Genomic DNA, 13,636 nt, shown 5'->3' with positions numbered 1-13,636 from the left:
GTTAAGTTAGCAACTCGGCCGCAGGGAGCCGCCACTCGGACCGGCGTCGAATCGCGCACGGACGTGAAGATGTTGTGGACTTTGCGGGACCAGAGGCCCCCGTGCCAACTCAGGCGGACGCCCACGCATTCTCGGGAATCCGGTCGAGTACGTCGCACAGGTAGTTCAACCGGTCCTCGATGTTCCGCGGCGTCAAGATGCCGGTGTACCAGGTGAACAGTTCGTCGTCGCGTACGCGGAGCGGGTTCTTCTCGCCGCGTGGATCCGAGAGCAGAAAGGCCCGTACGTCGTCGGTCAGGATGTTCCGGACGAAATCCTCGTCACGCCTGTCGACTCGGAACTTTTCGTCGAACTCCGGAACGTCGATCAGCTTCCTGGGTCCCCGCCCGAGCATCCGGTCGAACTTGCCCGGCCGCCCGATATGCAGGTACGCCCCCGAGCCGGGCGCCGAGACGAGAAACACCGACTCGTATGTGAGCTTCCTGTTTCCGCCCTCGGTGGTGGCGTCCAGGGGATTCGTGTAGCGGTACTCGAAGCACTTGAAGGAGCGACCCCGGAACTCCCCCGTGGTGTAGTGCCACGCGGTCAGGTTCGAGCCCTTGCCCGGCATCGGGCCCACGCCGCAGTACTCGGTGGCGCGGCCGGGCGCACGACGCTCATAGGTCCAGTCGCGCGCGGGGGCGGCCTCGATGAAGTCCGCCCAGTCTCTCCGGAGCCGCTCGTCCTCTCGGGCGCTGCGGCTGATCGACTTGAAGGCGAACTTGATGACTCCCGCGATGAGCGCGGCCAGCAAGACGTTGACCAAGATCTCAATCAGCATTTCCATGGGCCGCGATTATTGCGGTCTCTGTGTGCACCCGAGAACCGAGGCAGGCCTCGCGACCACCATCTGCGATAGCAATCGTGAAGATCGTTTGCTGGTGAGGAGGGGGATTCGTGCAGCGCTCCGATTGGCCCGGATTTCGGAGAAATGCGCCAAGTATGCGTCACCTGTGCGCCATATGCTGGGCGCGCCGAGGGGGCGGCCAGGCCTTCCGGCTTTCTGTGACCAGCTTCTCGGACCAGACCACCGGAACGGATCCCCCCGTGATCAAGCCCCGCCTCTCCGCCGCAACGTGGGCTCTGTCGGCCGTAGCTGCCGGAGTGCTGCTCGTCGGTTGCTCGGGGTCGGTGAGCGTGGGGAAGTCCGACCCGAAGCTGTCAAAGGCCAAGCTGGCCGACACGGTCGCCGAAAGGCTCGCCGCCACGACGGGCCGGCCGAAGCCGGACGTCACCTGCCAGGAGGACCTCGTCGGAAAGGTCGGCAACACCGGCCGCTGCACGCTGACGGCGAGCGACGGCAGCAAGCTGGGCGTGACGGTCAAGGTTTCCTCAGTCGAGGCCGACAGCATCAACTTCGACATCAAGGCCGACGACGCCGCGTCCCCCGCGAGCTGACCCAGGCCGGCCGAGCGGCCCCGCCCGCCCCATCGACGCGCCTGACGCTGCAGGGGGGAGGGGCTGGGATGAGAAGTTTGCACCTGTAAGCCCCGTACGAGGAGCACATTTCGTAACTGACCTAGCACATAGGCCGGTTGGTTCCGTTGTACGGCGTGACTAGAGTGGTAAAGGCGCGGTGAGGGACCCTCGCGCCACCGCGCTCCGGGCGCGGGCTGATCGACTTACGGGGAACGGGGAACGGGGAAGGGGACACGTCATGCTTCCTGCGGACATGGCGATGGGTGGTGTCTCGGCGGCGGCCGCAGCTGACCTCAAGGTCGGCGCGGGAGTACTCCAGACGTTCAAGCAGCGCGTGGACAAGCTGCTGGCGGAGTTCGAGGGGTCCGCCGGCAGCGCGGCCAAGGTGGGCGGGCATCAGATTCCCCGGACTGCGCTGAGCGGGGTGGGCGAGTTCCACGAAGCCGACGGCCTGCACACCCAGTACGACCAGGTACACAGGCAGATCACCCACCTCTCCAAGATGCTGAGTCTGCAGATAGAGGCCATGGGCATCGCGGCGCACGGCGCGGAGATCGGCTTCGACAACCTCGAAGAGGACCAGAGGCGCCGTTACTGGGCGATCCAGGTCAGGATCGACCGGGAGCACGACGCGGCGGAGCAGAAGAAGTCCGGTGAGCCCGCCCCGGAGCGCAGCGACGCGAAGAAGTCCACGAAGGGGTTCCAGTAATGGCTGGGGACGACAAGAAGCCGCAGCCTCTGACCGACCAGCAGCAGGTGGACGCTCAGGTCGGAGCCACCGACGTGACGTCGCGCATGTCGGAACTGATGCATGACGCCTTCGGATTCAGTCGTGTTCGGTTCTTCCAGTTCGGGGATCCCACGGACTTCGAAGGACACAAGCTCAACGACATGATCGACCTCATCGCGGACGCGAAGCCGGCCGACCTCGAGAATGCCGGTGACGCGCTGTGGAAGGCCAGCGATGCGATCAACGCAGCCGCGGCCGAGCTCAGAGGGCATCTCAAGCCTGCCGAGGACGACTTTCAGGGTGAGGCCGGCCGGGCCTTTCAGAAGTGGGGCCTGAAGCTCGCCGAGCACACCGAGGCGCTCGCCACCTACGCGGACCAGGCGGGGGTGCAGATCACCGCAGCCGCAACCGGCCTCGCATCCGTGCGGAGCTCGATGCCGCCCCGGGACACCCGGCTGGACCCGAAAACGGTCGACGATATCCCTGTGGTCGCACGGGTCGACGGCAACAAGGACTACGCGGCAGCGGTCAAGACCGAGGGCCACCGTCAAGAGGCGATCAACCAGATGAACCGGTTGGCGTCGTTCTACTCGGTGTCCGGCAAGGAACTGCAGGGGCTGACGCCGCCTACGTTCGAGGCGATGCCCAACGTGGGTGTGCCGAATCCCAGGTCCGAAATTGGATCCCAGCCCCCGCAGCACAGCGTCACCGAACCGACCGCCGCCCTGCACAGGTCGGAAGTGGAGACCGCGGGGCGCGAGCAGCCAGTCACAGCGCATGCACGCACCGATGACAGCACTGTGCCTCCGAAGATGATCGATGATGCGATTACCGTTCCTGACCGGACTGTCGGTACGGAGATCGACACCGTCGGCACGCTTCCTCCGCAGACGCACACAGCGAACCCGGTCACGGTGACGCCACCGTCCCCTACGGGACCTCCGGGGCCTGTGGTGGGAGCGCCTCCGCCGTTCACGAGTACCGGTTATGGGAACAATCCCCTGGCCAAAAGCCCCGTGGGCCGAGGCCTCACGGCACAGGGGCGCCCCAGTACGACCGGAACGGGAAAAACTGGAATCGGTCGGGGCGTGGGGCAGGGGACCCCGAACCCGATGGGGCGCGCCACCGCGACGGGCCAGGCCGGAAGTAAGGGCGGCATGCCAGGGGGCAGGCCGACAACCACGGGCCGCGGCGTCACCGGAGGAATGCCGCGGACCGGTGGTCCGGCAGGACGTTCGGGCGGCCCCGGCACCACAGGAGCAGCCCAGGGGAAGGGCGTTGTAGGAGGCCGGCCGACGAACACCGGCGGCACGGCGTCCGGCAAGGCCGGGCCCAGGGTGCCACGGGGCACGGTCATCGGTGGTGAGGGCGCCGCGGGGGCGCGTAACTCGAGCGGAAAGATCGGGCAGCGTGGGGTGATCGGCGCGCCCGGAGCCACGAACGCGACCGGCGGGGGGCAGACGATGGGGCGCCCCTCCGCGGCCAACCCGAATGGCGTGACCGGCACTCCCGCGAGCCGCAACTCCGCGGCTCGAACGGGTAGGAGCGGCTTCACCAGCGGCGGATCGGGTCTCGTACGCAGTCCTGCCGGCAACGGTAGTCCCGGCCAGGAAGGTGGGGAGGGCACACAGCGGCCCGACTACCTGGTGGAGGACGAGCAGACGCATTTGTCCGACAAGCCGCGGCGTGACGTGCCCCCGGTGATCGACCAAGCATGAGCGAGGACGTACGAAGTATGAAGTCTGGGACCAGCCGACGCGGCGGAAGCACGGCGCGGTTCGCGGGGCGTGCCAGGGGACGAGTCGCCACCGTAACCGCGGCACTCGGTGCTCTTGCCGCCGTCTCGGCCGGGCTGGCCCCGAGCGCGGTTGCCGACGACGTGCAGTCGAAGCAGTGGTACTTGGACGCGATGGGCGCCAAGGACCTGTGGAAGGTCAGCACGGGCAAGGGCATCTCGGTCGCCGTCATCGACTCAGGGGTCAGCTCCGCGTCAAAATCCTTGAGCGGCAAGCTACTCCAGGGAGTCGATGTCACCGGTAGCGCAGGCGGCGCGACGGACGACTACGACGGTCACGGCACGACGATCGCAGAGCTCGTCGCGGGTAGCGGGGCGGCGGGTGGGATCAAGGGTGTGGCACCCGACGCCAAAATCATCCCGATTCGCACGCGGCTGTCGACGATGAAGGACGAGTCGGCGAAGGAAAAGGGCGACACCACGGCCAAGGCCATCCGAGCTGCCGCCGACAGTGATGCCCAGATCATCAACATGTCGTTCGGATCCGACTTCCCGAGCGACGGAGGGCTGGAAGCCGTCAAGTACGCCGAGAGCAAGGGCAAGCTCCTCTTCGCTGCGGTCGGCAACGAAGCCGAGGAGGGGAACTACATCGGCTATCCCGCGAAGTACCCAGGGGTGGTCGGCGTATCGGCTGTGGACAGGAGTGGCCAGGCCGGCAAGTTCTCGGAGAGCGGCAACTACGTGCAGTTGGCCGCTCCCGGTCTGGACATCCCAGCGTGGTGCAACAACGATTTCAAGTCGTACTGCACGGCGAAGGGCACCAGTCTCGCGTCCGCCATCACTTCCGGCGCGGCTGCCCTCATCTGGTCCAAGCACCCCACGTGGACCGCCAACCAGGTACTGCGGGTCCTGATCGACACGGCGGGGCGTGACTGGCCGAAGGACAAGCCCAGCAGGTACCTCGGTTACGGACTGATCCGTCCGGCACGCAACCTGCTCCACGGCGAGGGAAGCCCGGGTGCGGGCAACGTCGACCCGATCACCAACGAGAAGACCACCGCCGCTTCTACCAGCGGCGCTACCCCGTCCGCTTCCGTACCAGCCTCGTCACAGCCCTCGAAATCCACTTCAGGTGGCGAGACCTCGGCGGCAGGATCGAGTGCGAAGTCCTCGGACAGCAATGACCAGTTGTGGATTGTCCTCGGAGTTGCTGCCGCGGTGGTGGTGATCGGGGGCGGGGCGTTCGCGGTGCTTCGGTCGCGACGTAGTGGCTGACTATCGCTCTCCGGGTTCAGCGCATCGCACTGAGCCCAGGCCAGGTTCTGAGTTTTTCCTGGCGAGTCGCAACCCAGTGAGTTCCAGAAACAATTGAGGAAGGAAGTCCGGTAATGGCACAGGGCCAGCGGATTACAGACAGCGATCTGATCAAGCTCGAGAAGCACCTGGCGGAGAAGTTCGAGTCGATCAAGGGGCAGCTCGGGCGACTTCAGGGCACCATCGACTCCCTCGAGGGGCACTGGAAGGGTATTGGTGCCCACGCATTCGACACGAAGCAGACCGAGATCAATGAGCGCATGGTCAAGATCGGAAACCTTCTGGTCTGGTTCATGGACTCGATGAACAAGACCCGGCACATCAAGAACGAAACCGAGGACCAGGTCCGCGCGTCCGTGCAGAGCATCGATGTGGACCTGGGTGGTTCGCACTCGGCTCTGAACAGCTACTGAGCGACGTCTCCTCGTCCCATCGAACTGACCAATACCGAAGAGAGGAACAATCATGGGAATGAACCATGACGAGCTCGTAGTCAAGTACGGCGGACTGGACGCGACGGCCACTGAACTCGGCACCCAGGCCAAGCGACTTGAGGCGGACCTCGCGGAGATCAAGCAGGCAGTGGCCAATGTGGCCGGCCTCTGGGAGGGCGAGGCCCACGAGGCGTACGCCCGCAAGCAGGCGGAGTGGGACCGCGAAGCGCGGGGCATCCACGCGGCGCTCGAGTCGATCGGCCACAAGGTTCACCAGGCCGGCGGTGACTACATGGGCGGCGACAAGAAGGCCGCGAGCTACTTCGAGTGATCGGCGTCAGCCGATAGATGCATTGGGGTGGGCGCGCGCGGGAGGCGCCCACCCCATCGCTGTGCCGGAACCGGTACTGACCAATGCCAGCAATTAACTTCCGATGAGGAGCACCTCATGCTGCCTTGTCATTGAGAGGGATGTTTACCAGTGACCTTCGGGCCCCCGCCATCGCCCTTCACCCAGTCGCAACGCGTGGCCGTTGAGCGCCGGCGGCGGCGTACGAAGGTGTGGGTTTCCGTAGTCGCCGGGTTGGCTGTGGTGGCCTGTGCAGGTGCCTGGTTCACGTGGGGAGGGCTGCCCGGTGACGACAAGGACGACGCGGTGGGCGGTCAAGCGGCTCCCCGGCAGGCACCGGATGAGGTCAGAGAGACGGTGGAGCAGCCTCCCAAGGACCGCTCCGGGCATCTTGGAACCTCCCTGATCGACGCTTTGCCGCCCGGAAAGAACCTCGCGATGCCGGGTACGTGGGCGACCAGCAAGGTTCTCGTCAAGGGGATGAACTCCACGCTTGAAGGAATCAAGGCCGGAACGGATGAGGAGGCCTGGCACTACAGGTTGCCCGGCCTGATCTGCGGCACGACGCGGCACGTGACTACGGACGGTCGCACCGCAATCCTTTTCAGGAGCAGCAAAGGCGAGGACGCGCCTTGTGACCGGTTGGCGCTTTTTTCGCTGAACAGGGGAGAGAAGCTCTGGCAGGTGACTGTTCCCATGCCGAAATCCGGACACAGTTTCAGTGACCCCAATGTGACCCTGGCGCGGGGTGTCGTTGCAACCGCATGGGGAGCGGGTTCGGCCGCGTATGACATGGCAGAGGGAAAGCGACTTTGGGTTCACAAGCGCACTGCCAAATGCAGGGACGGGGGGTTTGCGGGAGGCCGGGGGCTTCTCCTCAGGCGCGACTGCGTGAACGAGGCTGAAAAATGGGGGAACAGCCGATACCAAGTGCAGAAGATCGATCCGCAGACAGGTAGGTCCAAGTGGACTTACGATGTCGCCGATGGCGTCAACCTCGTGTATCTCGCGTCGTCCGAGCCGCCCGTAGTTGCTGTCGCGGCAGGTGATGCGGGCCTGACCGACCTGATCTCGCTGGACGGCAAGGGGAAGCACCGGGCGACAATTCGCCTTGAGGGCGGCAACTATGAGGTCGATTGCAGCGCTGATCTCGTTAACGAGAGCTCTGTCGAAGACTGTGCGCACGTAGTGGTCGGGCGCAAGCAGGCTTTCATTACGAGCGGTGAACACGTCGAGGGAATCAATCACACCTCGAACTGGATTGTTTCTTTCGACCTTGCCACCGGGAGGACGGACCTCAAGTTCGAGTCGGGGCAGGACCAGATGATCTACCCGATCCGAATGAGCGGCGATCAAGTTCTCGCGTTCAAGCGGAGCACGGACAACTTCGCACCCTCTTCGGTCGTGAGTCTCGACCCGAAAACAGGAGCCATCACTCCGTATTACTACTTCAACGTGCTGGCCGAGGCGAATTTCATGGATCCGAAGCTTGACGACATCGTCTTCGAAAATGGGCGGATCTACTTTGCGGCGAGGGAGCTACAAGGGGTGAGTAAGGACGGGAAAGCGGCGCGACTGTGGGGGGCCGTGGGTATCGAGAGCGTTGCTGTGCGACGTCCGTCGAGCTGAGGGAATTCCTCTCCCGCTCGGTGGGCGGCCAGAGCACCCCGTTCGCCTGGTCCCTGTGCGACACCATCGAAGTGGCGCGTGCGGCAGATGCTGTCGTGGTCCGACCGCTGGAGCCCTCTGGACCTGGCTCGGATCAGAATCGCGGAGGACTCTTCGGCCGTGCTGCGGGTCCGCAACAGCTAGTCCTTCAACCCCCGTCACCCCAGAGGGAATCCCCACCATGCCCACGCCAGACGCGGAATCCGGGGCCGGAGCCAGAGCGGCCCGGCGTATCGGTCCGTACACGGTCATCACCCGGCTCGACGGCCGGGCATCCCGTGCCGCCCCCGTCCCCGAGCACCGCTACATCGCCCGCACCCCCGACGGCGACCGCACCGTGCTCGTGAGCGTGCCGCTCACCGGCGCCGACCCCCAGCGCTACATGATCGAGGCCGACGCCTCCCGCTACCTCCTGGGGCCCTGGGCCTCCCCGGCCACCGAGCTCGCCGCCCCCGGCGATTCCCCCTGGCACGCCCGCCCCTACCTGCCCGCTCTCCCGCTCCCCACCGCCCTCGCCGTCCACGGCGGCCCCCTCCCCGAACACACGGTCCGCGCCCTCGGTGCCGCCCTCGCCGAGACACTCGTCGTCGCGCACGGGCAGAACCTCACCCACGCCGGTGTCTCCCCGGCCGCCGTGCTGCTCGCCCCCGACGGGCCCCGCCTCACCTGCTTCGGCGCGGTACGCGCCGCCGCCCCGGACGGGACCTCACGCTCCGGGCTGCCCGGGCTCGACCCCGGCAGCCTCCCGCCCGAGCAGGCGGCCGGCGGCAGGCCGAGGCCGCTGGGCGACGTCTACGCACTGGGCGCGACGCTCGCGTTCGCGGCCGCCGGACACACGGCGCCCGAGCGGGATGAACTGCCGTTGTCCGTACGCTCCCTCGTCGGACGGTGCCTTTCCAGGGACCCCGGGGCGCGCCCTCAACTCGCAGAGCTGATGGACGAGTTCGCCCCCGACGAAGCGTCGGCGCCCACGGGATTCCAGCCCGTGAGCCGCGCCTCCGCCCTGCTCACCCCCGGCTGGCTCCCCGCCCGCGTCATCGCGGCCGTCGCCCACCAGTCGGCCGCCGTCCTCGCCGCCGAGATCGCGCCGCCGGAGAACCCGCTGTGGGCGCCGCCCATCCCCGTATCCGCCCACCGCCAGGAACGCCAGGACTGACACCCCATGCCATCGCCCCTCACCCACGACGACCCTGTCGCGTTCGGCGCGTACCGGCTCATCGCCCGCCTCGGCAGTGGCGGAATGGGCACCGTGTACCTGGCCCGCTCGGCGGGAGGCCGCACCGTCGCCGTGAAGACGATGCACGCCCGGATCGCCTCCGACCCGGCCTTCAGGACGAGGTTCAGGCTGGAGGCCGACGCGGCCCGGGTCATCGGCGGACAGTTCGGCGCGGCAGTCGTGGACGCCGATCCGTTCGCCGAGACCCCATGGCTCGCGACCGAGTACGTGCTCGGACCGCCCCTCGACGAGGCGATCGAGCTCGCGGGTCCGCTGCCGGAGGCATCCGTACGGGTGCTGGGCGCGGCGCTCTGCACGGCGCTGGGGCAGCTGCACCGCTCCGACGTCGTTCACCGGGACCTCAAGCCGTCCAACATCATGGTCACCGCGTACGGGCCCAAGGTCATCGACTTCGGGATCGCCCGGGCCATCGGCGACGACCGGCTGACGAGTACGGGCGCCGCGGTCGGTACACCGGCGTTCATGTCGCCGGAACAGGCGACCGGTCAGGAACACACGCCTGCGGGGGACGTGTTCGCGCTCGCAGGGGTGCTCGTCTTCGCCGCCACCGGCCAGGGCCCGTTCGGCCACGGCCAGCCGGCCGATCTGCTCTACCGGGTGAGGTACGGCGAGCCGGACCTCACGAACGTACCGGGCGCGCTGGCGGAAATCTTGCGACGGTGTCTGGCCAAGGACCCTGGCCTGCGCCCCACCACATCCGAGCTGGCGGCTCAGTTGCACGACGGCGGGGGCGAGTTCGCGGAACACCTCCCGCACGACCTGCTCGCGGAGATCGGCCGCCGCGCGACCGAGGTCTGGCAGTTCGCCCCTTCGCGGCTGCCGGCCCCGCTGGGGGAGCAGCTTCAGTCGGCGACCACGCCTCCATCGTCCGGGCCTGCCCGACGCCGTCTCCTTGCGATCGGAGGCGCCGCGGCCGGCTTGGCCGCGCTCGGCGGCGGAGCATGGGCGTGGGGCGGCTGGGGCAAGCGGGACGATGACGGGAAGCCCGGTCCTGACTCGTCCGGCGAAGAGACAAAGAACTTGGACGACTTGTGGATGGGCACCTACTCGAGCACCGTCGACTTCATCCCGCTCGCTCCGTTCATGGTCGCGGACCTGACGCTGATCCCCTGGGGCAATACGGACGCCGTCGACCCGCGGACCGGAGAGCGTAAATGGCAGACGAGGGAGAGCGGAGCGACCTCTGGGATGGCCGTGGACGGGGACAAGGCATATCAGCTCCTCTCCGCACCCTGGGTCGATCACCAGGAGGGGCCCTGGCCTCTGCAGATCGCGTCCATCGACCTGGCCAAGGGCGACGTGAGCAAGCCGATCGTCCGCCTCTCGGACGTGAACGGAGCTCTGGCCGGGACGCAAGTCCTGTGCGCCGCGGACGGCGTGGTCTTCGTGGCCGGCGGCCAGGGAAAGTTTCTGTACGGCGGGTTCCGCGCAAGTCAGACCTGGGCGCTGCACGCCATTGATCTGGGCACCGGTAAGCGACTCTGGTCCAAGCCCTTGCCCTCACGGCCCGACAAGAGCACGCGGCTGCATTTCCTGACCGCACGGGTCGTCGGCAGCCACCTGGTAGCTCTGCAGGAGACCAATGCGGGCAAGGTGCGGGCTGTCGTCAGACACGCCCGAACCGGTGCGCTCACCTGGGACAGGCCCTTCGACGACGCTGTCGCCGACCTCGTGAGACTTCCCCTGGCCACGGACGACGAGCATCTCTACCTCGGGAGCGGGCCGTTGCAGGCCCTGCGCCTGTCGGACGGTAAGCAGCAATGGTCCTCGGAGTCCGACCGTCCGGGGAAGGCCTATGGCCCTCCGTCCGTCAAAGACGGGGTGCTCTACGCGGTGGAGGACCAGCGCGGCCTCGTCGCGGTCGACCCCCGGAACGGGAAGGAGCTGTGGGGCGAGAAGGGGGATCAGGGCGAGAGCGCGGATCTCGCCTGCCGACCCGTCATCGGCACCAAGTACGTCTACTACCGGAACGGGGTGCTGCTGCGGGCGATCGACGTCGCCTCGCACAGGGTGGCACTCACGTACGCGACGGTCGCCAAGCGCTTCTACGAACACGAACGCGCCAAGGTGATTGTTGCTTTCGGCGACAAGCAAGCGGAAGCCTTCCCTCTTCGATGACCCCGACCCGAGCAGAAAGCCCCCACCCATGACCCCCCTAGCCATCGGTGACCCCCTCCGCCTCGGCCCCTACCGACTACTCGGTGTCCTCGGTGAAGGCGGCATGGGCAAGGTGTACGTCGGGCAGGACAGCGCGGGCGCCATCGCCGCTGTCAAGGTGCTGCGGCCCGAACTCGCCCACGACACGAACCTCGCCCAGCGCTTCATTCGCGAGGCCCAGGCCGCACAAGCCGTACACAGCAAGGGAGTTGCCGCCGTCCTCGGCGCGCACACCGAAGGTGGCCGACCATGGATCGCCACCGAATTCCTCGCCGGACCGACACTCGACCAGGCTGTGGACGCGTACGGGCCTTTCGATGAAGCGACCGTTCGCGCCATCGCCGACTCCGTCGCGCGCACCCTTGCCGATATTCACGCCGCCGGGTTCATCCACCGTGACCTCAAGCCCCCGAACATCGTCCTGACGTCGAGCGGGCCGCGCGTCATCGACTTCGGTATCGCCCGCCCCGAGCACGGGCTCACCCTCACCACCACCGGGCAGACCCCGGTGACCCCGGGCTACGGCGCGCCCGAGCAGGTCCTGGGGCAGCGCGTCGCGCCGTCCGCCGACGTGTTCTCGCTGGGGGCGCTTCTGGTGTACGCGGCAAGCGGCCGGCGCGCCTTTGACGGTGCACATGTGGCAGCCGTGCAGTACGAGGTCGTACATGGTGAGCCCCAACTTGCAGATCTGGCAACGCAGTTGCAGGCCCTCATTGCTCCCTGCCTTGTCAAGGATCCGGCGCTGAGACCTGCCCCCGCACAGATCGTCACGGCGTTCGCGGCGCCCCGGGGCGCCGAGCGGGTCTGGCGGCGCGGTCCGGTGGCGGGCGCCATCAAGGAGCGCGAGGGCGAAGTCCGGCAGCTGACCACGCAGATCACGTCCGATGGCCGGCGTCCGGTGACACGGCGCCGCCTCATCACCGGCTTCGCGGCAGGGGGCGCGGTTCTCGCGGCGGGCGGCGGCACGACGGCCTGGTGGCTCGGGTCGCACCAGGGGAACGGGAAGGCGAAGGACGACCCCTTCGACATCCCTGTGGCGGTGCGGCCGCCCATCGCACAGCCGGTGTCGGTCAAGGTCGACAAGGACTTCCTGGGCCACGAACATCCGTCGAGTCTGTGGGAACTGGCCAACGTGGTCGACATCAGCTCCCCGACCCTGCTGCCCGTCCGGGACGTCATCGTCTTCGGAGCGATGAGCGGGGGCATCACGGCGTACGGCGTACGCCGGGGCGAAGAGCGCTGGACCGCACCGCACGCCCGGGCCAAGAGCGGCTATCTCTCGCTGTCGGACCGGCTGGTCGTGACTGCGGACGCCGACGGGAAGCTGCGTACGTATGTGCCTTCCACCGGACAGCCAAAGTGGACCGCCGACGCTGAGGCGGACAAACTGCTGTGTGCGGACGACGAGGCCGTGTACGTCTTGACGAAGGACGACCGGCTGCGCAGCATCGGCCGCTCCGACGCCAGGATCCGCTGGACCGCGCGCGTCTCGGCGGACTTCCGCAAGAAGATCGACTGGCCCAGCGCCGTCGGACACGGACGTCTCGTCCTGACGACGAGGGACGGCAACATCCTCGCGGTGAACACCGACAACGGCCGTCAGGCGTGGGCCCGGCTCGCGGGCGCGCCGAACACGCTCCGGCCGGTCGCCGACGGAGACACCGTGTACATCAACGGCAAGACGCTGAGCGCCAGCCGGATCACTGACGGCGAGGTGAAGTGGAAGGCCAAGAACACCGAATGGGACGACGGACCCAGCCTGTGGGGTCCGCCGTCGGTCACGGAGGACTCGGTCTACTCCGCGGAGGACGACACGCCCAACCGGTTCGACAAGCGGACCGGCGAGGTGTCCTGGTTCTCGCCCGACGTCGCGACCAACGCGAGCCCGTTGCTCCCCCAGGGCACCGGAGTGTGGGTGCTCTACACCGAGTCCAACGCCCCTTCGCCCCTTGTCGAAGTGCATGCCATGCGCCAGAGCGACGGCAAGGACATGTGGACCTACACGCTCCCGAACGCCGACTACCACCGGCTCGCGGCCGATGCCAACAGAGTGTTCGTCATGAACGACAGCACCCTGACGGTGCTCCCGGTTTTCTGACGCCCGCCACGGATCGCCGGATCGCCGGATCGCTGGGATAGCCGGATCGCCGGCGCGAACCGGAACCTACTACGCTCCAGAAGCCCCGTTGCCCGGCACATCCTCCAGGTCGAACTCCCCGTCCCGAGCCCCCAGCACGAACGCGGTCCACTCCGCCTCCGTGTACCGCAGCACCGTCTCGGGCTCCACCGACGACCGCATCGCGACGGCGCCCGCCGGCAGATATGCGATCTCGACGCGCTCCTCGTGGTCCTCGGTGCCGGGGGCGCTGTGCCATTCGGCGCCGGAGATGTCGAGCGCGTAGAGCTCGTTCTTCTCCCGCTCCTTGCGCGCCTTGACGTCCTCGGGGGACTCCCCGGCGGTACTGCTCTCCGCGCCCTGCGCGGCGCCCTGTGCTGCCTCGGCCATGATCCGGGGCCCCTTCCCGATCTACGTACCTGCCCTGCGCCAAGCCTA

General features: G+C 67.4%; 12 protein-coding genes. 10 read left to right on the top strand and 2 right to left on the bottom strand.

The window, feature by feature from the left end; genetic code table 11:
• Window positions 1-109 precede the first annotated feature (109 nt).
• A complete protein-coding gene (locus OG456_RS10130) occupies window positions 110-826 on the bottom strand; it encodes a hypothetical protein (protein WP_266559386.1) in 717 nt (238 codons plus the stop codon).
• A 260-nt stretch (window positions 827-1,086) separates the two neighbouring features.
• On the opposite strand from OG456_RS10130, the gene OG456_RS10125 reads away from it, so the two are divergent.
• The 10 genes from OG456_RS10125 (at window position 1,087) to OG456_RS10080 (ending at window position 13,180) form a co-directional block, all read left to right on the top strand.
• Window positions 1,087-1,437, top strand: coding sequence for a DUF4333 domain-containing protein (locus tag OG456_RS10125; protein WP_266559384.1), 351 nt, complete (start codon window positions 1,087-1,089; stop codon window positions 1,435-1,437).
• Window positions 1,438-1,696: 259 nt separating this feature from the next.
• A complete protein-coding gene (locus OG456_RS10120) occupies window positions 1,697-2,167 on the top strand; it encodes a hypothetical protein (protein ID WP_266559382.1) in 471 nt (156 codons plus the stop codon).
• A complete protein-coding gene (locus OG456_RS10115) occupies window positions 2,167-3,906 on the top strand; it encodes a hypothetical protein (protein ID WP_266559380.1) in 1,740 nt (579 codons plus the stop codon). Before OG456_RS10120 ends, OG456_RS10115 begins: the two co-directional genes overlap by 1 nt.
• Before the next feature lie 17 nt (window positions 3,907-3,923).
• Entirely contained in the window at window positions 3,924-5,198 is a 1,275-nt protein-coding gene (locus tag OG456_RS10110; protein WP_266559378.1) for a S8 family serine peptidase, read from the top strand.
• 113 nt (window positions 5,199-5,311) lie between these two features.
• Window positions 5,312-5,650: a WXG100 family type VII secretion target gene (locus tag OG456_RS10105; protein ID WP_266559376.1), complete on the top strand. Its 339-nt coding sequence runs from the start codon at window positions 5,312-5,314 to the stop codon at window positions 5,648-5,650.
• A gap of 52 nt (window positions 5,651-5,702) precedes the next feature.
• Window positions 5,703-6,002, top strand: coding sequence for a WXG100 family type VII secretion target (locus tag OG456_RS10100; RefSeq protein WP_266559374.1), 300 nt, complete (start codon window positions 5,703-5,705; stop codon window positions 6,000-6,002).
• A gap of 195 nt (window positions 6,003-6,197) precedes the next feature.
• Window positions 6,198-7,649 (top strand): PQQ-binding-like beta-propeller repeat protein, encoded by a 1,452-nt coding sequence (locus tag OG456_RS10095; RefSeq protein WP_266559372.1) that lies wholly within the window; start codon window positions 6,198-6,200, stop codon window positions 7,647-7,649.
• Window positions 7,650-7,869: 220 nt separating this feature from the next.
• Window positions 7,870-8,844 (top strand): serine/threonine protein kinase, encoded by a 975-nt coding sequence (locus OG456_RS10090; RefSeq protein WP_266559371.1) that lies wholly within the window; start codon window positions 7,870-7,872, stop codon window positions 8,842-8,844.
• Window positions 8,845-8,850: 6 nt separating this feature from the next.
• The gene (locus OG456_RS10085) at window positions 8,851-11,043 is read left to right on the top strand and encodes a protein kinase (protein ID WP_266559369.1); all 2,193 of its coding nucleotides are present in this window, start codon (window positions 8,851-8,853) and stop codon (window positions 11,041-11,043) included.
• Between the two features lie 28 nt (window positions 11,044-11,071).
• A complete protein-coding gene (locus tag OG456_RS10080; RefSeq protein WP_266559367.1) occupies window positions 11,072-13,180 on the top strand; it encodes a serine/threonine-protein kinase in 2,109 nt (702 codons plus the stop codon).
• A 69-nt stretch (window positions 13,181-13,249) separates the two neighbouring features.
• Here the strand turns inward: OG456_RS10080 and OG456_RS10075 are convergent, their stop codons facing one another.
• Entirely contained in the window at window positions 13,250-13,588 is a 339-nt protein-coding gene (locus OG456_RS10075; RefSeq protein WP_266559365.1) for a DUF397 domain-containing protein, read from the bottom strand.
• Between the last annotated feature and the right edge of the window lie 48 nt (window positions 13,589-13,636).

The sequence above is a fragment of the Streptomyces sp. NBC_01446 genome, from assembly GCF_026340095.1.
Taxonomy (GTDB): domain Bacteria; phylum Actinomycetota; class Actinomycetes; order Streptomycetales; family Streptomycetaceae; genus Streptomyces; species Streptomyces aureus.
This window is presented reverse-complemented; position numbering and strand designations above follow the sequence as displayed.

Bases quoted from the DNA above. Each gene is read 5' to 3' on its own strand.
- OG456_RS10130 (WP_266559386.1), bottom strand. From the start codon at position 826: ATGGAAATGCTGATTGAGATCTTGGTCAACGTCTTGCTGGCCGCGCTC.
- OG456_RS10120 (WP_266559382.1), top strand. From the start codon at position 1,697: ATGCTTCCTGCGGACATGGCGATGGGTGGTGTCTCGGCGGCGGCCGCA.
- OG456_RS10115 (WP_266559380.1), top strand. From the start codon at position 2,167: ATGGCTGGGGACGACAAGAAGCCGCAGCCTCTGACCGACCAGCAGCAG.
- OG456_RS10110 (WP_266559378.1), top strand. From the start codon at position 3,924: ATGAAGTCTGGGACCAGCCGACGCGGCGGAAGCACGGCGCGGTTCGCG.
- OG456_RS10105 (WP_266559376.1), top strand. From the start codon at position 5,312: ATGGCACAGGGCCAGCGGATTACAGACAGCGATCTGATCAAGCTCGAG.
- OG456_RS10100 (WP_266559374.1), top strand. From the start codon at position 5,703: ATGGGAATGAACCATGACGAGCTCGTAGTCAAGTACGGCGGACTGGAC.
- OG456_RS10090 (WP_266559371.1), top strand. From the start codon at position 7,870: ATGCCCACGCCAGACGCGGAATCCGGGGCCGGAGCCAGAGCGGCCCGG.
- OG456_RS10085 (WP_266559369.1), top strand. From the start codon at position 8,851: ATGCCATCGCCCCTCACCCACGACGACCCTGTCGCGTTCGGCGCGTAC.
- OG456_RS10080 (WP_266559367.1), top strand. From the start codon at position 11,072: ATGACCCCCCTAGCCATCGGTGACCCCCTCCGCCTCGGCCCCTACCGA.
- OG456_RS10075 (WP_266559365.1), bottom strand. From the start codon at position 13,588: ATGGCCGAGGCAGCACAGGGCGCCGCGCAGGGCGCGGAGAGCAGTACC.